An 18,762-nucleotide genomic window follows, 5' to 3' on the forward strand; every position below is an offset into this window, starting at 1 on the left:
CTGAATTCATTTTTGGGGCTTGTTGCCCGGGTTTTCCATCTGCAAGCCCAAGCCTGCTACTACTCGTTCCACATCAGATAAATTGCCTACCACTTTTCTCAAGGGAAGCGGGAGTTGCTTTATGAGAGTGGGCACTGCCACGATTTGGGCTTCTTTGGCTTTCTCCGGTTGCTGGTAAATATCAATCACTTCCAATTTGTACCGCCCTTGAAGATGCTCTTCACAGATTCTCTGGATGTTCTGGATAGCTTGAGCAGATTTAGGAGTGGTTCCGGTTACGAATAATCTCAGGATGTAATGCTCAGAATTCACCTGTTCCAGCGCTTTTTCAAAAGCATCGAGGGTACTATCGGTATCCTCATTCTCTGAATCTTTCATATATCACCCACTGCCTTTTGATGGTTAGCTACCCCAATTTGAATCAGGTTTAGCCCTACCAGAACCCGCTCTGTATTGGAGAGATCGCCAATTATTTTACGCACCGGTTCAGGCAGTTTGCGTACAAGGGTGGGGGTTGCTACAATCTGATCTCCGCTGGCAAGTTGCGGCTTTTCCAACAGGTCGATTATTTCTATTTGGTACTCCCCCTCTAAATATTCTTCGCAAATCTTCTTTAGGTTGGCAAAGGCGATTAACGATTTAGGAGTTTGTCCCGCGACATATAGCCGCAACTCCCATTTAGCTTTCCCCAATTCGTTAGCGTCATCCATTTTCCTACTCCTCTACATTTTGACCTGATTTGAAAGCGTTTTTGGAGGGTGAAATTGCTGTTTTAACCTGATCGCTTATCAAAAATGATTGCAAAAACGCCAGAAATCGAATTATGAAAGACTCTCGCTTATACTTTACGGCTTATTTTCATTTTATTTCGCTCAATTTCCAACTGCTCCTCAATTGCCTTTGATTGTTTAAGCAAGTTTAGGCTTTCGGCTTCTTCGACTTCAAATTCAGCCCGCATAATCGCAATCTGGTTTTCCAGCATCTGGCGTTTGCGCTCAAGGTTGAACTGGACTCGCATTGCTTCCTGTTCCCGTAACTGTGCCTCCGCTCTTTCTTTAGCTTCTTGTGCCAAACGTGCCGAGCCTGTAAGCACTCCCGCCTGACCTAGATATGCCTCTTTAAGCTCGATGCCTGTGTGGGACAAAATGAACTCGCGAATCTGGTTAGAACTAGCCATACCGCGTGATTTAAGCACGAACAATCCCCGGTTGCGCTCCCCATCAACTTCGATGTCTTTCAACAATAGCCAAGTGTCAATCAAGGAGGAAATATTGGTCAGGGTATGTTCCTCAAAGCCTCCGGCAAAAGTTAGGCTGGTGAAAAAGGCGGTTATTTGCTGCATTTTGAGGAAATCCAGCAATCTGGTGACCATCGAGCGCACTTCAAGGTTGCTACCGTTGTTAAGGAAATTTGTCACCGGGTCAATAATCACCACTGAGGGTTGGAAAGCTTTAACCAATTGATGTATCACCACCAAGTGCATTTCCAGACCGTACATGGTAGCGCGGGTGGTATGGAACTTCAAGAGATTAGCCTCAATCCATGGCGACAAATCCAAACCGATGGAGCGCATATTGCGGACTATCTGTCCGGTAGATTCCTCGAAAGCCAAATAAAGGCAACGTTCCCCATTTTGGCAGACGGAGTTGGCAAAGCTAGATGCTATGCTGGTTTTACCGGTTCCGGCGGTACCAGAAATCAGTACCGAACTGCCACGATAAAAACCTTTCCCTTCCAGCATATCGTCTAGGCTGGGTATCCCAGTAGAGATTCGTTCATTTGATACCGAATATTCGAGACCGCTAGAGGTTATGGGGAGTACCGAAATGCCGCTTTCGTCAATCAGGAAGGGATACTCGTTAGTGCCGTGTGCGGAACCGCGATACTTGATGACTTGCAAATGCCGGGTGGAAATAGAATCAACGGTGCGATGTTCCAGCACAATAACACAGTCCGAAACATATTCTTCCAACCCTTGCCGGGTGAGCGTACCGTTTGAACCGCGCTCGGCAGTGATAATGGCGGTTACCCCTTTATCTTTCAGCCACCGAAAGAGCCTGCGAAGCTCTGCGCGAAGGGTCGCCTCATTGCTAAAGCCTGAGAAAAGCACTTCGAGGGTGTCCAGCACCACCCGTTTAGCCTCGATGGAATCAATGGCATACGCTAGGCGAATGAATAACCCGTCTAGGTCAAAATCCCCGCTTTCCTCGATTTCGGAACGCTCGATATATACATGATCCAACACCATTTTTTTCTGGGCAACCAATTCATTGAGATTAAAGCCCAAGGAGTTCACATTTTTGGTTATTTCTTCCGCGTTTTCTTCAAAAGTTATTAAGACACCGGGTTCACCAAATCTGCGAGCGCCCTGTACCAAGAACTCCACCCCGACTAAAGTTTTGCCACAACCTGCTCCACCGCATAGCAGTGTGGGGCGACCTTTCGGCAACCCGCCCTCCAGCAGAGCATCCAACCCATCAATGCCGGTAGGGCATTTGGGCAGTGTTTCCGCCACATTGTCCTGGATTTTACTCATCAATTTGCTCCTTCTGTTGGCAACCTGCCCTTGCGTTTCTTTAAGCAAGTAAGTGTGTCATAATCATTCGCACCTGTCGATGGAATTTGTAACTGAAAATCGCAGGCGGTTCCGGATTAACAAACGTGCTGTAAGTCCTCTAGCTTTAGGGTTACTGTTGGTTTATTAACATTTGTGAGGTTTTAGCCCCACTTCAGGTCTATTTATCGGCATAAAATGAAGATGTTTCCCCATTTTAGCAACGAAATTGACTAATACCTTTCCCATTCAAAAGGATTTACCAACCTTTGGGCGTGGGAGTAATCACTTGGTAATTCCCCAACTTCCGTTTTTTTCAAGCGTTTTTCGCCTTTCTTCAACCTCAAACTCCTGCTTCTTCGGGTAGGGTAGGTAGGTAAAAGTGTACGGTAGTACCTTTGCGCCACTCACTCTCCACTACAAGCTGACCTCCGTGCCGCCGGATTATGGAGTAGCTTAGCGTAAGTCCCAAGCCATTACCCATAAATTTGGTGGTGTAATAGGGGTCGAATATACGCGCTAACTCTTCCGATCTAATCCCACAGCCTTGATCTTGCACCGTCACCCGCACATACCTACCCGGATTGAGTAAGGGAATCTGATTTGCTTCCAACGTAACATTAGTAGCTTTAACCCCGATAATTCCACCTTCCGGCATCGCTTCCAGCGCATTTTTGATCAGGTTCTGGAGCGCCTCCCTAATTTGGACAGAGTCAGCCGACACAAGCCAGATCTCGGTAGGCAAATCAAAGTGGTAGCGCAGGTTAGGGTTTTGGGTCATAAAGCTGGCGGCGTTTTTGATTATGTTTTCGAGCTTGATTTTTTGTTTAACAGGCGCGCCCCCACTGGCAAAGGGCACCAACCGTTGTGCTAATTCTGTAAGGTGCTGGGTAGCTTTCTCTGCTTCCTCCAAACAGGTATAAGCTTCACTGGTTTCCTCCAGTTCAAGCTTGGCTAGGGACATATAGCCGGTCACTCCGGTCAGGGCATTATTAAAGCTATGGGCAATTCCCCCCGCCAGCACTCCCAACGATTCGAGGTTTTTAGCTTTGAGTTTCTCAGCCGCCAACGCTTCTTCCATTTTTCGCCGCTCGGTTATATCGCGGGTTACCATGATGACATTTAGCACTTGACCGGTATCGGGATTGCTCGTGAGATGCACGCTGGCTTCCACCCAGATGTATTGATCGTTTTTGCAGCAAGCACGGTAGGTCACTAAAAAGTTGTTTTGCCCCTGCCAATTTGAAAGAAGCTTTAGAAACTGTTCGTGGTCATCGGGATGGACAAATTCTAGGAAGGTATGACCCACCAATTCTTCAGGGGCAAACCCGATGATTTTCTGGGAAGCAGGGGAAACATACTCGAAAACTCCCGCATATGATAGTCGGCTGATCGTGTCGGTGCTGTTCTCGGCGAGAAAGCGATAACGCTCTTCGCTCTCACGTAACGCTGCTTCCGCCTGCTTCCGAGCGGTTATATCCCGTTTGATGGCAATAAAATTGGTGGTTTTGCCTTGTTCGTCTTTCACCGGTGAAATGCGGAACTCCTGATATAACTCGCTCCCGTCCTTGCGATAATTTATTATTTCTCCCTGAAAGTTCTCCCCTGCTGCTAAGTTTCGCCTCAAGCAATCCAGCACAGCCCGATCCGACTTGGCTCCCTGGAGTATCCGGGGCGTTTTTCCGTAAGCCTCTTCTAGGGTATATCCGGTCATGGTGGTGAAAGCCGGGTTGGCAAAAATAATCTGTGGACCAGGAGAATCTAGGACTGCATCTGTGATAACTATGGCATCGTCCGCATTTCTAATAGCTTCGGCAAACAGGCGATTACGCATCTCGCTTTGCCGTAAGGCTTCTTCTGCCTCTTTCCTCGCTGTAATATCTCGGATAGTAGTGCAGACTCCTATAATTTCCCCGGAGGAGGTTTTCATCGGCGAGACCGCCATTGAAACCGCTATCTTAGTTCCATTCTTGTGTCTTCGAAAGGTATCAAAATGTCCTACAACCTCTCCACCTAGGATTTTTGCTACAATCCTAGATTGTTCCTCAAGTTGTTCAGACGTTACCAGCAGCGAAAAATGCTGACCCATGATTTCTGAAGCAGTATAGCCAAACAATTTGGTAGCGCCCGCATTCCAACTCTGGAGGCAACCTGCCAAGTTTACACTGAGTATGGCATCCTCAGAAGACTCGACGATTGCCGCTAACATCGCCTGGGCACGATTGGCTTTGGCTATTTCGGTTATATCGTGCAGAAGGGATAGCACTAGTGTTTTACCGCCCAGTTCTAACAACTCATAAGAAGCCAGCGCGTGCCGGATTTCACCATTGCTGCGTCTGAAAGAGGTTTCAAAATTTCTGATACTGCCCTGTTGGATCAGCTTTTGTTGCAGTTGGTCTCTGAGGGTGGGGTCCAGCCAAATATTTAGTTCTAGAGAAGTATGCCCCACCAACAGGTCATGTCTGTAACCAAAAAACTCCTGGGCTTGGCTATTTGCATCGAGGATCAGCCCATCTGCTAGGTTTGAGATGAGAGTTGCTACCGGGCTGGACTGGAAGATAGCGGCAAACTTCTCCTCACTTTCGCGCAGGGCTTCCTCCGCTCGCTTACGCTCGCTAATATCCCGGCTGATACCCAAAATACCCTTGAACTCTCCGTTGCTGGCATACATCAAGCAGGTTGAAACCTCTGTCCAAACGGTACTGCCATCTTTGCAGGGTTGCTCCATTTGATCCAGTCTCCTGCCAGGATTACCTTCCTGTGTAACCTGCAAAATTCCCAGCAAGCCCTCACGGGCAATTATCACAGATTTTGGGGTGAGAGCTTCCGCCATAGATTGTTTTAAAACCTCTTCGGGAGTATAGCCTCTAAGTTGTAGTACGGAAGGACTGACATAGGTAAACTGTCCTTCCATATTCATCGTCCAAATCACATCAGTCGAGTTTTCAGCCACCAAGCGAAAACGCTCCTCACTCTCGCGCAGGGCTTCTTCTGTTCGCTTGTGCTCCTCAATCTCAGCTGTCAGTGCAGCAGTACGCTCCTCCACCCGCTTTTCTAGTTCTTCATTCCAACGCCGTAGTTGCTCCTCGGCTTGTTTTTGGGCGGTTATATCCTCAAAATAAACCGAAACCCCATCATTAGCCGGGTACACTTTGATCTTTATCCACCGTTGGATAGCGCTTATGTAGCTTTCAAAATTAAGTGGAGTTTGCTCGGTTATAGCCTGACGTAAGTATTGGTACTCCGCTATGCCTGCCATCCGGGGGAAGATTTCCCCAAACTTCTTGCCCAGTAGTTCTTTCCGAGATATATTCCAGAATTCTTCTGCTCTGTGGTTCACATAGGTAAAGCGTTCTTCCGCGTCTAGTGCACAGAAAGCCTCGCTGATGCTTTCCAGAATTGAGGTAGCTAGAAAGTGACGTTCTTGTAGCTTGAGTTGGTAGGTTTGGAGGCTAACTTGAACTACGTGGCGTAGGCTTTCGGGAGTGAGCTTGTCTTTAACCAGATAATCCTGCGCCCCGTACTTCATACACCCGGCAGCGCTAGTCTCGTCAGCTAGCACTATTACCGGGCAATGCCCTTCTGTCATCCGTGCAGTCAAAGCCTTCAGAAATTCCAGACCGGTAATATCTGGGAGACTACAATTCAGTAGAATAAGATTGGGCTGCCGAGATACGCACAGTTCCAGCCCGGCTTTTCCCAATTCGGTTTCTTCAAAGCGGTAGGTGTGATCGGGGTCTTGGTTTAAGTATCTCTTAACGGTGGCTCGATTTTCTGCAGATTCATCAACGATTAGAACTGTGTAGGATTCGCTCAGAACATTAGTGTTCATATTGCCTCTTGGAGATGTCAATTTTTTAGCTTGTTAACGTTTCTAGGACGTTGTCAAGCGTGTCATTTTGAGCAGATAACTAATTATATAATCGAACAATTCTTACGAACAGTACCCGACTCAGTACAATCACACTGCGAGTACGCCTTTGATTACCCTTTATGAGAAATTCCTCACAAACTTTCAATACAAACTTCATTTGAAGTTTATAAGCTGGTTATAGAGACAAGAAATGCAAATATTACTCTGGCTGAATAAAATTTCAGCCCAAGCTAAATACAGAATAAAAAATCAAAAAAGAAGAGGTAATAAAAATGTCAACTATTAATTATCAAAGTAACCAACCGCCAAATAATAATCCGCTGCCACCCGTATATGAGAAAAAGCCTAACCATTGGGCTAAACCGGTCAAACGAGGATTGTTAGCGTTAGCCCTTATGTTTACCTTTGGCACAGGCTATTTCATTGCCGATAACTTGAATAATAACAATGTTAGCGCCCCAGTGTACGCTCCCGTAGCTGCCGCCTCTATACCAACAAATATAATTGCGTTACAGACAAACCAAACTCTAACTGTGGCACAGGTTGCGCAAAAAGTATGTCCCACAGTGGTGCAGATAACCTCTCAGGTGACAACTTCTTCAAACCGCTTCTCAGCAGGTTCTGGTAGCACACAGGCAACCGGAGTAGGTTCAGGGATTATCATCGACAGCGCTGGTTACATTCTAATCAACTACCATGTCATAGAAAATACAAACAGCCTAGAAGTTACCTTGTCCGATGGAACTACGCTTGAGGCTACAGTAGTAGGTTCAAAACCACAAAACGATCTGGCGGTAATCAAAATTGACCCTACCGGAAGCGAACTTACAGTAGCAGAATTAGGCGACTCAAGTGTCTTACAGGTTGGGGATGAGCTTGCCCCGGTTTAGTGGAGTGTGGGAATAGTCAGACAGGCAATAGTTCAAATTCTGTAGGTGTCATAAAACCCAACGCCGAATGTAGCCGCTGCCGATTGTAAAATACTTCCATATATTCGAAAATAACTGTTCTAACCTCTGTCATAGTCTTAAAATTATAACGATCTGTACATTCCACTTTCAATGTCCCAAAGAAGCTTTCTATGAGAGCATTGTCCCAACAATCACCCTTTCGGCTCATACTGGTTTCGATCCCGTACTGCTCCAGCAATCCTCGGTAACCCCTACTGGTGTATTGGCTACCTCGATCGGTATGATGTAAAAGACCCTTTCCCGGTTTACGTCGCTCCAATGCCATAACCAAAGCTCTTTCCACCAACGCTTCATCCCGGTTGGCGCCCATCGACCAACCCACCACTTTTCTCGAATATATATCTACCAAGGCTGCTAGGTACAACCAACCTTCATTAGTCAACACCCCGGTAATATCTCCCACCCATTTCTCATCAGGCTTGGTAGCCGTGAAATTCCGCTTTAGCCGGTTGGGTGCCACCGGATTGCTGTGCTGGCTATCAGTCGTTATGACCTTTCGCTTCTTACGACGATGACAGGAGACTAGCCCCAGCAACCGCATCAGTCTGGCTACCCGCTTCCTCGAACAGTTTATCCCCTTACCCCTTAACGCCGCCTTTACTCTGGGACTACCGTAAGTTTGCCGAGACTGCTCGAATATAGGCTCAATTTCTGCTTCCAGTGCTCGGTCAGCCTTGGCTCTGGCACTTTCTGGTCGTTTCCGCCAGGCGTAATAGCCGCTCTCAGAAACCACCTGCACCTTGCACATTAACCTCACCGCAAATTCCTGCTTGTGCTCATAAATGAACTGAAACTTCACTTTTGGTTCTGCGTGAAGATGGCTAGGGCTTTTTTTAAGATATCCCTTTCTATCCGCAGTCGTTCATTCTCCATTCGCAGCCGACGGAGTTCTTCTTCAGCCTCAGTTTGATGACCTTTACCAGGAAAAGCTTGCTCTCCTTTTTCAGCCAATATTTTACGCCAATGGTAGAGTACACTGTCGGATACCCCTAGTTCTCTAGCGATTTGTACCGCTGTTTTACCGCTGGTTTCCATTAACCGCACTGCTTCTCGCTTAAATTCTACTGGATACTCTTTCTGCTTATCTCCCATTTCTGCCCCTTTCGTGGTTTATTATAGCATCTGCCTCTTCCTTTACTCCACGATTCCGGGTCAACTTCAATCTTCAAAGTGTACCAATATGGCACAATTCGCGCAAGAGCCGCCTTAACAGGCTTTGTAGCATGAGGCTTTTTTGCCATTCTGACAAAAATATACCTGAGAACTAACTCTTTTGCCCAACTTGGCAGAAGATTTCGTGGGAAGAAAACGAATTCCAGTGCGACAACGGTTTAGTAAGGAATTTCAAGCAGGTCGGTGGCTTTGCTTTTGGCTGCTTCTCCCCGTCGATCGTAACGAGCAGTGGTGGTGACACTGGCATGTCCCGCTAACTTCTGAACAGTGGCTATATCCGCTCCTGCATCTAAGAGATCCGAAATAAAGGTGCGTCGTAGGTCGTGGGGGCTAAACGATTCTAAGTCGGTTTGTAAACCACGTTTTTTTAATATCTTCATTACCGACTGGTCGGTCATAACTACCACTCTGACTTTACCGCTTTTATGCACCGGGCAGAAGAGCGCTCCGGCAGTGTCACCCCGTTGCCCCAGCCATACCGCCAGAGATTTAGCGGCTCCACCTTTGACATATACCAGTCGGTCTTTGCCACCCTTGGCTCCTCTAATAGTTAGCGCCCCGGTGGCAGGGTTATAATCCTTCAGCTCTAGCTTGACCACTTCCGAACGGCGCAGTCCGGTGCCGTACATCAACCCGATCAGGGCAGCATCCCGTAACCCGCCCGGCGTTTTTTCAGCTTGGCAGGTTTTGATCAGGGCCTTTAACTCATCTTTATCCAAAGCGCGACCCCGCGGGAGGGTTTCACCCCGGCGGTTTTTAACATCGCGGGCACGCTGGTAATCTTCGCTTTCCATTAGCCCCAATTTCCAAGCATGGTAGAGGACACTACGCAAGCCTGACAAAGCCTGATTGACGGTGGCGGGGCGGTAGCCGCGTTCCACCAGGACGGGGGCGATGGCAGCGGTATGCTGGTAACGCAGTTTATGCCAGGGCAGGGTCAGGGCAGTTTGTTTGCCACCACTGACGACTTCGGCTATAAGAGTGAGAGCACGGAGCATTCCACGCCGACCAACCGGGCGCAGAGTAGCGAGATAAACCGCTGCCGGATTCTGATCAAGCGGCAGCGAGTTAGTTTCCTCCTGGTTTACCGAGACTATTTCTACTGATTGTGCTACTGGTATTACCTGCTCATCTGCCATATTTGTTCTTTCGCTGAGGTTTTTAACCTGATTTATTTCTATTACAGTGTACCACAGCTATCCAAGTTCCCACAAGGTTAATTGTCATTACCTGAAACCAGGAATCAGATTAATTCACCTCTCCTGGGTTTAGGTTTTCAGTAATTCGGGTCAGAGCAATTTTTGGACAGAAAACGTCTATTAGCGTCTAATTCGCAACCGATTGAGCTCAGCTAAGGCTCATTGATTAACCTGATAGGGAACTTAAGACTCAAATTACTCAATGAAGTTAAGCCTTTGCAAGATACCGTTGGCGAATTCAAGCGAGGCAGAAAAGCAGAAAGAACTTTGATAAAATAAGCGAGTAAACAAATCAAGCCTAATTCAAATCAAAGTTAGAAAGCAAAAATGCCACTAAAACCTGAAACAATAAACCCAATTCCAACAGAAACCGCCCGAGTAGCCCGCGCAGTCTTCCCTAAAAGCTGTCTCATAATGCGTTTTCGAGATGACTTTGGCTTAATTTTTGAGGATCAAGCTTTTACCACCCTTTTTCCAACTCGCAGGCAACCTGGACTGGCGCTCTGGCGATTAGCCCTTATCATTTTGTTCCAGTTTCTCGAAAATATCACCGATCGGCAAGCCGCCCAGATGGTGCGCACCAGACTAGCTCATATGCTGGCTCCTCGCCAATTTGCGTGAAAAAGAAATAGAGTAGTAGGTTCCAACGTACATGGAATATACATTTCTAATGTAGGAGGAACTTACCTTGTTAGATGCTTTAATGTTACAAACCCTTGGAGCTTTCCATTTGAATTTCACTGAAATCGTTGGAACCTCTATTTTGTTACAAATTTCGAGGACTAATCTTTTAGTAGCCTGCCCAGCTTGCCACCATTATTCTCGGCGGGTCCATAGTCGGTATACCCGTACTGTTGCCGATTTGCCTTTTTCTGATCGAATAGTCAAGCTTAAAATCAAAGTCAGGCGCTTTTTTTGTGCTAATTCGGCTTGTTCATCTTTTACTTTTGTGGAACCACTGAGTCCTGCCATCCCTCCTTTTGCTAGACGTACTCAACGTCTTACTGAAGCCCTCGTGAATATTACTTATGGTTTGGTCGGGGAAGCTGGTGCCCGTTTAGCTTTTCTATTAAAAATGCCTAGCAGTTCCCGCACATTGTTACGCTTGCTCAACGCTCAGCCAATACCCCAATACCCTACTCCTCGGGTTTTAGGGGTAGATGAATGGTCCTGGAAAAAAGGGGGAATATACGGGGCGATCCTGGTGGACCTAGAGCGTCGTTCACCGGTGGAATTGCTCAAAGATCGCACGGCAGAAACTTTCGCTAAATGGTTGCAGACGCATCCAGGGGTGGAAATAATCTGCCGCGATAGAGATACGGTATTAGCTGTCAAGAGCCAATTTTGAAATGACGAAAGGAATTTGTTAAGGACAGAAAAATTCAAAAAGTTGCAGCCAAAGCCGCCACCACACCAGCGCTGCGAACAGGCGCAAAGTGAGCCGCAACACAAATAAACCAAGCGGCGGCTGTCCTCGCTCGGCGCAAGAATAAGTTCTAGTTTTCGTTAACCGCACTGCCCTAGCTGGCCTTTGCCTCCGGTGAAGCACCCGCCTCTTTCTGGGGCGAGGGCTGGTAGGCCGGATCGAAGGGCAGCCCGCTCTTAACTACGGCAAAACCCAGGTGGACCAGCTTGCGGGCGGCGGCACACCGCACTTCTTTGTAAGCCCGACCCTTAGTTTTTTGCAAGCGCTCACAGTAGGCTTTTATCACCGGGTTGAACCGCATGGCGCTGCCTGCCGCCATATAAAGGAGCGCACGTAGCCGACTATGACCGCCTTTTCCGATCATTGGCCGGCTTCTCACACTGGTCCCGCTACTGCGTTCGATGGGAGCCAAGCCAGTAAAGAGGGTCAACCCTTCAGCGCTGGAGCAGTTCGTAAAATTGAGGGTCACGACCACCAGCCACACCGCCGTCAACCGTCCGATGCCGGTGATAGTTTGGAGAAGAGTAACTGAAGCGGCCCATTCCTGGTCCAGCTTGAGGAACTCTTTTATCTCCTTATCTACCTGCTTGATGCGTTCGGTCAGGGTGGCGATTAGGTTCTCCAGGCTCGTCACTACCCCTTCCACTGGCTGGGCGACTGAAAGAGCATGCAATTGGTTACGGAACTGCTGGCGGGCTTCCAAAAGACTGAGACGGTGCGTAAGACGTTGGTAAAGCTCGCGGTAAATCTGGGGTGGTGGGGTCCAACGAGCCGGTTGCAGGGTAGCCGAAAGCCGGGCCAGGAGTTGAGCATCGAACCGGTCGTTTTTAGGCTTGAGGCCAAGCGCGCCGGCGAAGTCGTGAGCCTGTTTGGGGTTGATCACGCTAACTGCGAAACCTTCACCTTGCAGGTAGGTAGCCAGTTCGATCCAGTAAGTGCCGGTGGCTTCCATCACTACCAGAATCTGGTCAAGCGGATGGTCGGCTTTAAGTAAGAGCTTGGTCAGGCTGGCGTAGCCTTCGGGCGATTGAGACAAGCTAACCGCACGGGTAGGTTCAGCATCGCGGTAGCAAGTCGCCGCGGTGAAGGTTTTGGCGGCTATATCCAGCCCGGCGTAATACTCATATTTCGGGCGGGATTTGAGGACAGGCGGGTCTTTAGCAGGGGCCATTGTAATTATGGTGCCTCCATTAAGTCCACAGGTTTGTCGGGAGTTAGTTAGCAGTAACTGACACCGGGGCTACCCTTATTTCTGGCCTTGTATGGGCGGTCTGCTTAGCCGCTAGATACGGTTGAGATTATTAGGTGGCCCAGATCAAAAGAGGGTCTATCTTTTTGAGGCGGTCTGGCCGCAAGGAGGTTCTGAACCTCTCTTTTAACCTGGTGTCGTACATTTTCATTATACAAGGAGGTTCTTTTAACTCATCATAGCCACATATTGGACAGATGTAGGACATAAAAGCGACACTCCTTAACCAAGCTTTTATTTTTGTCTTGACAAACTGGGTCATTTCAAAGTATCCGAACAAATAGCGCAGGATGTGTTGAACACGTTTAATTTAAAGTTTGAATAAGTTCGATTGATTTCTTTGCTAAATTACCTATACTAAATCCATCTTCAGTATAAAGAGTTGATTTTGTTAGGAACCTTTTAAGTGCAACTATAACCTGTGTGTTTCCGATTTCCCCTAAAGTTTGAATTGTTTTGCCTAGTACATCTACATCCTCGTCATACAACAGTGCTATTAAAATATGTACTACTTCAGGTGTTCCTACTTTAAGCTTACCTAGAGCTTGAATCGCAGCAAGCCTCACCAAACGCTCATCATCGTGTGTTAAACTTAACAATTTGCTTATAATTTCAGGGTTTTTAACTCCTATCTTTCCTATCGCTGATGCAGACTGCCGTCTTACTTGAACATTTTCATCACTCAATAGCTTATAAAGTGGTTCCGCGGCTTCATTTGCAGCACTTCCAATTCTTCCTAAACTTATTGCAGCACTACTTCTTAGCTCCTCCTCAGAAGAATCTAAAAAATTAATTAACGGTTTTATCGCACTATAATAGGTAGGATCATCTTTACCTAAAGCATAAATGAGCTTGATGCGAACTGTGCTTGAACTATCATCGAGATAGTTGAGAATCTGAGAGATTTCTTCGTTTTTCAGAGTACCCATTTTTGCAATAGCATTTGCAGCATTTTCACGCACAAATGTATTAGTATCCTCTAACAATTTTAGAATAAGACCATTTGCTTCCCGTCTTCTCTCCCAAGACATTCTAGAAATAGCTTCAGCACTATACGCACGTACACTCCAATTATCGCTGGCAAGCAAAGGCGCAAGTTGCTCAAATAACTCAGGTCGATTAGAACTACCCAATATAATCGCTAAAGATTCTCTTATTTCTTTATAATTATCATCTTTAAAATAGTTCAACAATAATTCTAAGGTATTGATCGAAGAAGTTTTGGCTATTTTAATAAGCGAAACAATTACTCTCCCCTTGATCGTATAACTATCATGCATTAGCAGGCCAATGTAGTCGTTAAAATCTTTTTGATTTTGGTCATATGCTTCGATCATTATGAATCCCTAACTATGGGATTGTGCTAGTTAAACTCAAAGCTGGTTCAAAATCTGACAGAGTAGGCTAAAATCAGAGATTTACTTAAGAAGCTTGAGGGTAATTTTGTAACTAGCGCAACCCCTTAACTTGCACTACTTCAAAAAATTATCCGGCCAATCTTCAATTTTGCCAATCTCAATTAACTCAACTGGAGTAATATCTTTAAAGCGTAAAATAGCATATAACTCGCAATTGCAATTACTACAAGTTGCATAACAACACTCTTCGCAGTTCTCAAACTGATAAATTTCGTTCATCTTTAAATTATTCACACACCAACTAAAATACCTAGGGTCTGATAGCAACCACCAAGCCATTTTTTGACCAATCCTATATACTCTATTGTGAAATCTCCCGGTTGAGTCTCCAAGATAACTTGATGCAATATGGGTCTGGCAACGTATTACCGAGAAAGTTAAGCATGATATGCAATTTTCTTGTATATCAATCCAATTGTATGCTGACATTTAATATTGCTCCCACCCCAGGGGTTATGCGTTTTGGAGAGGGGGTTTCTCTGGTAAGATTTTGGTTAGCCTACTAAAATCAAACAAAAGGAACGCAAAATGTACTATAACGCTAATGGGGAACTAGACGCAACTCCAGCAATAGAATATGAACTGGATTTTAAGACACTAAAACAAGTATTCGGCAAAATACCTGATCTACCGCAAGGTCGAAATCTGCAATATAGTTTGAGCAGTATGCTATTAGGGGCGCTGCTAGCCCTATAAGGAAGTTGCCGACCTGCCACGGCTGTTAGAACTAAAGCGCGGGCATTGGAGAATAAACTGCATTGGGTGCGAGATGTAGTCTTTGGGGAAGCTGCCAGCACTTTACATCGAGGGGAGGGTCCCCATATTCTAGCCATTTTACGTAATCTGACCCTGTGGGTGCAAGGGCATCCTTTCCTCAGGGGCTGGCTGAGAACACGCTTGGGCTTGCTCTACCCTTTCCGCCACCTTGCCAAACTAGGTAAAATATTTATGATGGGTTGCTTTGCGCATGGTCTTCCGCCAAAAATACTCGATCGGATTGTAATCTGGAGAGTATGCCGATAATTGATAGACTATTAGTCGGGCGCGTTGCTGTTCAATGAATTCTAAAGTGCAAAGATAGTGTTATTATGTAAGTTGCATCAAAGCCGCCACATGGGTAGCCGGGTTGGTGCGTGTGAAAATGCAAAACATTGTAACCCACGCCCCGACCTCATAGAGCAACTTGCCGAAGAACCGACAGAGGTAAGTGGTTTGAAAAAAGAAGAAGCTGAGTATTTATGTCAAGTGGGTTATTAGATTCTCCAATAGAAAGCAAAATTGCTCCGGTAAACCTGTGGCACAACCGCAATTTCAATATCTTCTGGGTGGGACAAACCATAAATAGCCTCGGAGATTCTTTCGCTTTTATTGCGCTACCTTTGCTGGTTTTGCAAGCAACAGGCTCAATAGCGCAAATGGGCTTAGTAACCGGAATATTTGGTTTGGGGCAATTGCTAGCAAATTTAGTTGCAGGATTAGTAGTTGATCGTGTAAACCGCCGCAAATTAATGATAATGTGTGACATCGGACAGGCGTTGGTTTATATACTGGTACCAATAGGCTGGTGGTTAATTGGCACACAAATCTGGTTGATTTACCTTCTCACCTTTACAGGAGCAATTCTTTCAGCCTTCTTTCAGGTTGCCTATATCACTGCCGTAGCCGGATTGGTTGAACGAGAACAGGTAACAGAAGCAAATGGGAGATTGCAGGTAACGGTAGGCATTTGCTATGTAGCCGGTCCGATGTTAGCCGGGTTGATTTCAGCCATTTTCGGTCCGGTAGTTGCGCTTGGTTTAGATTCAATTTCTTTCCTGCTTTCGGCAAACTCACTCTGGTTGGTACGCTGGCAGATACAGCCACAACCTGAAGAAGAGAATAAACCTAATATCTGGAACGAATGGCTGAATGGGGCAAAGTTCCTATTTCGGCAACCGGTGCTACGCGCGGTAGCATTATTGCTGGCGGTAAATTCGCTTATATCCACTGCCGGGCTAGATCTATTTATCTTTTACCTAAAAACCCCACTTAAGCAAAGCGATGATACGGTAGGGTTGGTTCTAGGAGTAGCCAGTATCGGGGCAATTGCAAGTGGTATTTGGGTAGCATCCCTTCGACGTAAATTTGGATTTGGCGCTTGCTGGCTAGGTGGTATGGCGCTCGGCTCAATCAGTATCGGTCTTATAGGTTTTGCACAGGGAATCATATTAATTTCCATACTATCAATTTTTTATATGTTTGGAAATATGATTTCCGGCATATCCTCCATGTCGCTACGTCAACAAATTACTCCAAACCACATGCTAGGGCGAGTTACCGCTTTTTTCTGGTTCTTCATGAGAGTACCGGGAATGTTCGGGGCAGCCATAACCACCGCAATCGCAGAGTTTACAGGAGTTACATTTATGCTGATTGCAATGGGAGTTGTAGGGCTTGGGATTTCGGCGCTGGGCTTGCTAACTCCTGCCCGCCAGCGATACCCGGAGAGATACTATGAGAACTAGAACTAAAGAGGTTTAGAAGGTTTAATATGGTTTCAGTATAAGAGCCTTGCTTTTCTCTTTACAATTTCATTCCCTTTGACCGCATTGTTAACACAACATACCGCATTTTTCAATCCATATATGATTTAACTCAGCTATGATTGTGCCACCATACAATGGCATATCACTTTCCGGTGACTTAACACCGTATTCCTCAACCTTCAGAGTTAGGACAGAAGTTTCTCCTTATTTCGTTATGAGTGTGGAACTATTAAAAACTATCTGCCAGGACTTTATTTCGATTTAAACCTGACGCATGTTATGTAACTGACCTGAACTGAATCCTGTAGTTAGGCGCACCGGAGAGCCGCAATATAAATTGCAGGAGTGGTTTAATCATGCGAGTAAAAATATCAGCTATCGCTTCAGCACTACCTGAGAAGGTTGTTACCAGTGCTGAGGTTGAACAACGGGTTATGAATTACAGTCCCAGTATTAAAGTTCCTACCGGCATATTACAATCCCTCACCGGAATAAAAACCCGCCGTTTTGTAGAAGACCATGTAAACACATCAGACCTAGCAGCCGAAGCCTGTAAAAAGGTATTGGCGCGTACTGCTACCAGCCCTGATGAAATAGATTTATTTATTTTTGCTTCTGCCGGTCAAGACCTCACCGAACCCGCAACTTCCCACATTACGCAATATAAGGTGGGTAGCAACGGCGCAGTGATGGACATCAAGAACGCCTGTAACAGTTTTATCAATGGTATTCAGGCGGCAGAAGCTATGATTATGACCGGGCAGTATCGCAAGGCGCTGGTGGCTGTAGGCGAAACTCCCTCTAAGTGTATCAAGTGGCATGTGAAAGACAAAAAAGATTTGCGCCTAAGTTTTCCGGGTTATACCTTTGGAGATGGCGGGGCTGCCGCATTGCTGGAACTAACTGAGGAAAAAACAGGGCTGTTTTATCGCAAATTCCACGCTTACAGCCAGCATTGGAATATCGGTACGCTGCCCGGTGGTGGCTCAATGCACCCCAGAGGCGAGGAATACACCTATTTTCAGGGAGATGGCACGGCTCTCAAGGATGCCTTTGTAGAACTAGGTCCGAATTTACTTAGGGATGCACTGCGCCAAACTAATACTAGCTTTGAGGATTACGCGCGTATCTTCGTGCATCAAGTAACCGTTCCTTTTCTGGAGCAGTTTATGGAAGTGTGTAAAGTGCCTGCCGACAAGGTAGTAGTAACCTTGCCCCAATATGGCAATATGGCAGCAGCCTCCTTACCGGTGGGATTTGCACTGGCGGAAAGCCGGGGTGAAGTCAAAAAAGGTGACAAGGTGATGTTTATCGGGCTGGCAGGTGGTATCAGCGTAGGTCTGATGATGTTCCAGTACTAGGAAAGACATTTTGAAAACAATTGCTATTACGGGAGTTACCGGCTTTATCGGTAGTAAATTAGCTGAATATTTTGCCGAGCGCGGCTATCGTCTGATCGGTTTTGGTAGGCGCGAACCGCTAAAGCCTGCTTTGTTAGAACGGTACATACATTGGGATATTACCGAAGGAGCGTTACAACTGGACGAAGAGGTGGATGTAGTTTTGCATTGCGCGGGCAATGTTTCAGACTGGGATACACATGAGGTAATGTACCGGGTTAATGTGGAAGGTACTCGCAATGTGCTAGAAACTTTCAAGAAAGCCCGCCAATTTGTATATGTCAGTACCGCCAGCGTATATGACCTACACCATAATAGCAGTTGGCTAACTGAGGATGCGCCTTATCCTCAGCAGTATCTAAACGCTTATGCCACCACCAAGATGGAAGCTGAAATGGCAATCAAGCAGTATGGGCGCACGAACGCGGTAATCGTGCGTCCGCATATCGTTTACGGACCCGGCGATACCAGTATTCTCCCGCGTTTGCTCGAAGCCCGCCGCTTTGGGCGTTTCCTCGTAGTTGGCGATGGTAGCAATTTGCTTTCCATTACTTACATTGAGAATTTTTGCCGGGCAATTGATTTGATTATTCAACGCGATTTTGAGTTTGAAATTTTCAATCTGGCGGACGCTTACACCGGAACTGTCAATGAAATTCTGGCGGCGTTTAAGCAATCGCTGAATTTCAATGAGAAGATGCTACATATAGACAAGCGTCTTGCACTGCTAGGGGGTACAGTCTTGGAAAAGCTTTTCCGGCTACTGCGCCGGAAGCAACCGCCGCTCATTACCCCTTTCGTGGTAGCGCAGATGGCTTCAGGCTATCGGCTGGATATTTCCAAAGCATGCGCTATGCTAGGCTATTGCCCTGAGTACGATTTCTACCGAGGATTTGAGGAACTAAAGAAGTGGCTGGATAATTCAAATTCTGCCGATATTCGCCCATTAGCGGAAAATTCTAGGGTGAATTAG

17 protein-coding genes are annotated in these 18,762 nt (G+C 46.4%); 9 read left to right on the forward strand and 8 right to left on the reverse strand.

Going from position 1 to position 18,762, the window contains the following annotated elements; translation table 11 throughout:
• Positions 1-6: 6 nt before the first annotated feature.
• From OZ401_RS19660 to OZ401_RS19675, 4 genes are all read right to left on the reverse strand, one after another.
• Entirely contained in the window at positions 7-378 is a 372-nt protein-coding gene (locus tag OZ401_RS19660; protein WP_341470222.1) for a circadian clock KaiB family protein, read from the reverse strand.
• The gene (locus OZ401_RS19665; RefSeq protein ID WP_341470223.1) at positions 375-710 is read right to left on the reverse strand and encodes a circadian clock KaiB family protein; all 336 of its coding nucleotides are present in this window, start codon (positions 708-710) and stop codon (positions 375-377) included. The genes OZ401_RS19660 and OZ401_RS19665 overlap by 4 nt, the downstream gene beginning before the upstream one ends.
• Before the next feature lie 128 nt (positions 711-838).
• Positions 839-2,536 (reverse strand): circadian clock protein KaiC, encoded by a 1,698-nt coding sequence (gene kaiC, locus OZ401_RS19670; RefSeq protein WP_341470224.1) that lies wholly within the window; start codon positions 2,534-2,536, stop codon positions 839-841.
• 361 nt (positions 2,537-2,897) lie between these two features.
• A complete protein-coding gene (locus tag OZ401_RS19675) occupies positions 2,898-6,386 on the reverse strand; it encodes a PAS domain S-box protein (RefSeq protein WP_341470225.1) in 3,489 nt (1,162 codons plus the stop codon).
• Positions 6,387-6,700: 314 nt separating this feature from the next.
• Here OZ401_RS19675 and OZ401_RS19680 point away from each other — a divergent pair, with 314 nt between their 5' ends.
• On the forward strand, positions 6,701-7,318 hold the full coding sequence (locus OZ401_RS19680; RefSeq protein WP_341470226.1) for a trypsin-like peptidase domain-containing protein: 618 nt from the start codon (positions 6,701-6,703) through the stop codon (positions 7,316-7,318).
• Positions 7,319-7,334: 16 nt separating this feature from the next.
• On the opposite strand, the gene OZ401_RS19685 is transcribed toward OZ401_RS19680, so the two are convergent.
• Both OZ401_RS19685 and OZ401_RS19690 read right to left on the reverse strand, forming a co-directional pair.
• A protein-coding gene (locus tag OZ401_RS19685; protein ID WP_341470227.1) for an IS3 family transposase occupies positions 7,335-8,491 on the reverse strand; the annotation gives its coding sequence in 2 pieces (ribosomal slippage) (positions 7,335-8,224 and positions 8,224-8,491; 1,158 coding nt in all).
• Between the two features lie 239 nt (positions 8,492-8,730).
• Positions 8,731-9,711: a tyrosine-type recombinase/integrase gene (locus OZ401_RS19690; protein WP_341470228.1), complete on the reverse strand. Its 981-nt coding sequence runs from the start codon at positions 9,709-9,711 to the stop codon at positions 8,731-8,733.
• Between the two features lie 387 nt (positions 9,712-10,098).
• Between OZ401_RS19690 and OZ401_RS19695 the strand changes: the two genes are divergently transcribed.
• The gene (locus tag OZ401_RS19695; protein ID WP_341470229.1) at positions 10,099-10,392 is read left to right on the forward strand and encodes a transposase; all 294 of its coding nucleotides are present in this window, start codon (positions 10,099-10,101) and stop codon (positions 10,390-10,392) included.
• 67 nt (positions 10,393-10,459) lie between these two features.
• Complete coding sequence (locus OZ401_RS19700; RefSeq protein ID WP_341470230.1) at positions 10,460-11,119, forward strand: transposase family protein; 660 nt, start codon at positions 10,460-10,462, stop codon at positions 11,117-11,119.
• A 172-nt stretch (positions 11,120-11,291) separates the two neighbouring features.
• Here OZ401_RS19700 and OZ401_RS19705 read toward each other — a convergent pair whose 3' ends face one another.
• Both OZ401_RS19705 and OZ401_RS19710 read right to left on the reverse strand, forming a co-directional pair.
• Positions 11,292-12,368 carry an IS110 family RNA-guided transposase gene (locus tag OZ401_RS19705; RefSeq protein WP_341470231.1) on the reverse strand — a complete coding sequence of 359 codons (1,077 nt, stop codon included), beginning with the start codon at positions 12,366-12,368 and terminating at the stop codon, positions 11,292-11,294.
• 383 nt (positions 12,369-12,751) lie between these two features.
• The gene (locus OZ401_RS19710; RefSeq protein WP_341470232.1) at positions 12,752-13,783 is read right to left on the reverse strand and encodes a HEAT repeat domain-containing protein; all 1,032 of its coding nucleotides are present in this window, start codon (positions 13,781-13,783) and stop codon (positions 12,752-12,754) included.
• A 609-nt stretch (positions 13,784-14,392) separates the two neighbouring features.
• Between OZ401_RS19710 and OZ401_RS19715 the strand changes: the two genes are divergently transcribed.
• The 6 genes from OZ401_RS19715 to OZ401_RS19740 all read left to right on the forward strand — a co-directional run bounded on the left by OZ401_RS19715 (position 14,393) and on the right by OZ401_RS19740 (position 18,762).
• Positions 14,393-14,560: a hypothetical protein gene (locus tag OZ401_RS19715; protein WP_341470233.1), complete on the forward strand. Its 168-nt coding sequence runs from the start codon at positions 14,393-14,395 to the stop codon at positions 14,558-14,560.
• 45 nt (positions 14,561-14,605) lie between these two features.
• The gene (locus OZ401_RS19720) at positions 14,606-14,887 is read left to right on the forward strand and encodes a hypothetical protein (RefSeq protein WP_341470234.1); all 282 of its coding nucleotides are present in this window, start codon (positions 14,606-14,608) and stop codon (positions 14,885-14,887) included.
• 90 nt (positions 14,888-14,977) lie between these two features.
• Positions 14,978-15,121 carry a hypothetical protein gene (locus OZ401_RS19725; RefSeq protein WP_341470235.1) on the forward strand — a complete coding sequence of 48 codons (144 nt, stop codon included), beginning with the start codon at positions 14,978-14,980 and terminating at the stop codon, positions 15,119-15,121.
• A complete protein-coding gene (locus OZ401_RS19730; RefSeq protein WP_341470236.1) occupies positions 15,103-16,368 on the forward strand; it encodes an MFS transporter in 1,266 nt (421 codons plus the stop codon). Before OZ401_RS19725 ends, OZ401_RS19730 begins: the two co-directional genes overlap by 19 nt.
• 377 nt (positions 16,369-16,745) lie before the next feature.
• Positions 16,746-17,750, forward strand: a complete 1,005-nt coding sequence (locus OZ401_RS19735) for a 3-oxoacyl-ACP synthase III family protein (RefSeq protein WP_341470237.1) — start codon at positions 16,746-16,748, stop codon at positions 17,748-17,750.
• A gap of 10 nt (positions 17,751-17,760) precedes the next feature.
• Positions 17,761-18,762 carry an NAD-dependent epimerase/dehydratase family protein gene (locus OZ401_RS19740; RefSeq protein ID WP_341470238.1) on the forward strand — a complete coding sequence of 334 codons (1,002 nt, stop codon included), beginning with the start codon at positions 17,761-17,763 and terminating at the stop codon, positions 18,760-18,762.

Origin of the sequence: Candidatus Chlorohelix allophototropha (genome assembly GCF_030389965.1) — a bacterium.
GTDB classification, from domain to species: Bacteria; Chloroflexota; Chloroflexia; order Chloroheliales; family Chloroheliaceae; genus Chlorohelix; species Chlorohelix allophototropha.

Bases quoted from the DNA above. Each gene is read 5' to 3' on its own strand.
- OZ401_RS19730 (WP_341470236.1), top strand. From the start codon at position 15,103: ATGTCAAGTGGGTTATTAGATTCTCCAATAGAAAGCAAAATTGCTCCG.
- OZ401_RS19735 (WP_341470237.1), top strand. From the start codon at position 16,746: ATGCGAGTAAAAATATCAGCTATCGCTTCAGCACTACCTGAGAAGGTT.
- kaiC (WP_341470224.1), bottom strand. From the start codon at position 2,536: ATGAGTAAAATCCAGGACAATGTGGCGGAAACACTGCCCAAATGCCCT.
- OZ401_RS19680 (WP_341470226.1), top strand. From the start codon at position 6,701: ATGTCAACTATTAATTATCAAAGTAACCAACCGCCAAATAATAATCCG.
- OZ401_RS19690 (WP_341470228.1), bottom strand. From the start codon at position 9,711: ATGGCAGATGAGCAGGTAATACCAGTAGCACAATCAGTAGAAATAGTC.
- OZ401_RS19660 (WP_341470222.1), bottom strand. From the start codon at position 378: ATGAAAGATTCAGAGAATGAGGATACCGATAGTACCCTCGATGCTTTT.
- OZ401_RS19710 (WP_341470232.1), bottom strand. From the start codon at position 13,783: ATGATCGAAGCATATGACCAAAATCAAAAAGATTTTAACGACTACATT.
- OZ401_RS19675 (WP_341470225.1), bottom strand. From the start codon at position 6,386: ATGAACACTAATGTTCTGAGCGAATCCTACACAGTTCTAATCGTTGAT.
- OZ401_RS19665 (WP_341470223.1), bottom strand. From the start codon at position 710: ATGGATGACGCTAACGAATTGGGGAAAGCTAAATGGGAGTTGCGGCTA.
- OZ401_RS19705 (WP_341470231.1), bottom strand. From the start codon at position 12,368: ATGGCCCCTGCTAAAGACCCGCCTGTCCTCAAATCCCGCCCGAAATAT.
- OZ401_RS19715 (WP_341470233.1), top strand. From the start codon at position 14,393: ATGTACTATAACGCTAATGGGGAACTAGACGCAACTCCAGCAATAGAA.
- OZ401_RS19725 (WP_341470235.1), top strand. From the start codon at position 14,978: ATGGGTAGCCGGGTTGGTGCGTGTGAAAATGCAAAACATTGTAACCCA.
- OZ401_RS19695 (WP_341470229.1), top strand. From the start codon at position 10,099: ATGCCACTAAAACCTGAAACAATAAACCCAATTCCAACAGAAACCGCC.